Below are 550 nucleotides of genomic sequence, written 5' to 3' on the forward strand. Positions count from 1 at the left end.
ATAGTGATTGGCAAAGTCTTCCAGGGCACGATTGAGTTCAGGCTCATAGGGATTGGCTTTTATTACTGCCGATTTTAGGTTATCCGGAACCAAGGTTTGGGGAACCCCGCCAAGTTCTTTTAAACAGCAACCAAGGGCATAAATAAAATCTTCCAGTTTCTGACTAGGCACCGCCAGGGCAAAACAGTAATCGGAATACGGCAAGCAAGCTACAAACACCTGAACTTCGATCTCTTCCCCGGTATCTCTATTAACATAAGATAAAGTCTTTCCGGCGTAGTCAATAAAAAGTTTATCCCCAGGCTTATGGTCCAATACCATGGAGGGCTTTCCACTGCGCAGGTATTGCTGGAGATGCCAGCAGAACTGGCCGTAGCTATAAGGATGAAGGTTTCCAGTTTTATACTCTTCCCAGAGCAACTGCCGGGTAACACCTACTTTTTTTAGTTCTTTGCTGTAGTATTCCAGCTGTGTCTTAAGATGCTCGTAGCGCTCGTCCTTGTAAGCTGGGTTTCCGGGCCATATTTTCCCTTCCAGTACCGGGTCTTCC

At 46.4% G+C, this 550-nt stretch carries 1 protein-coding gene; it reads right to left on the reverse strand.

Annotated elements, in window-relative coordinates:
* Positions 1-550, reverse strand: a 550-nt coding sequence (locus tag IE056_RS18345; protein ID WP_189606440.1) for a transposase, incomplete at both ends; no start/stop codon positions are given.

Origin of the sequence: Salinimicrobium marinum (assembly GCF_014651535.1) — a bacterium.
Taxonomy (GTDB): Bacteria; Bacteroidota; Bacteroidia; order Flavobacteriales; family Flavobacteriaceae; genus Salinimicrobium; species Salinimicrobium marinum.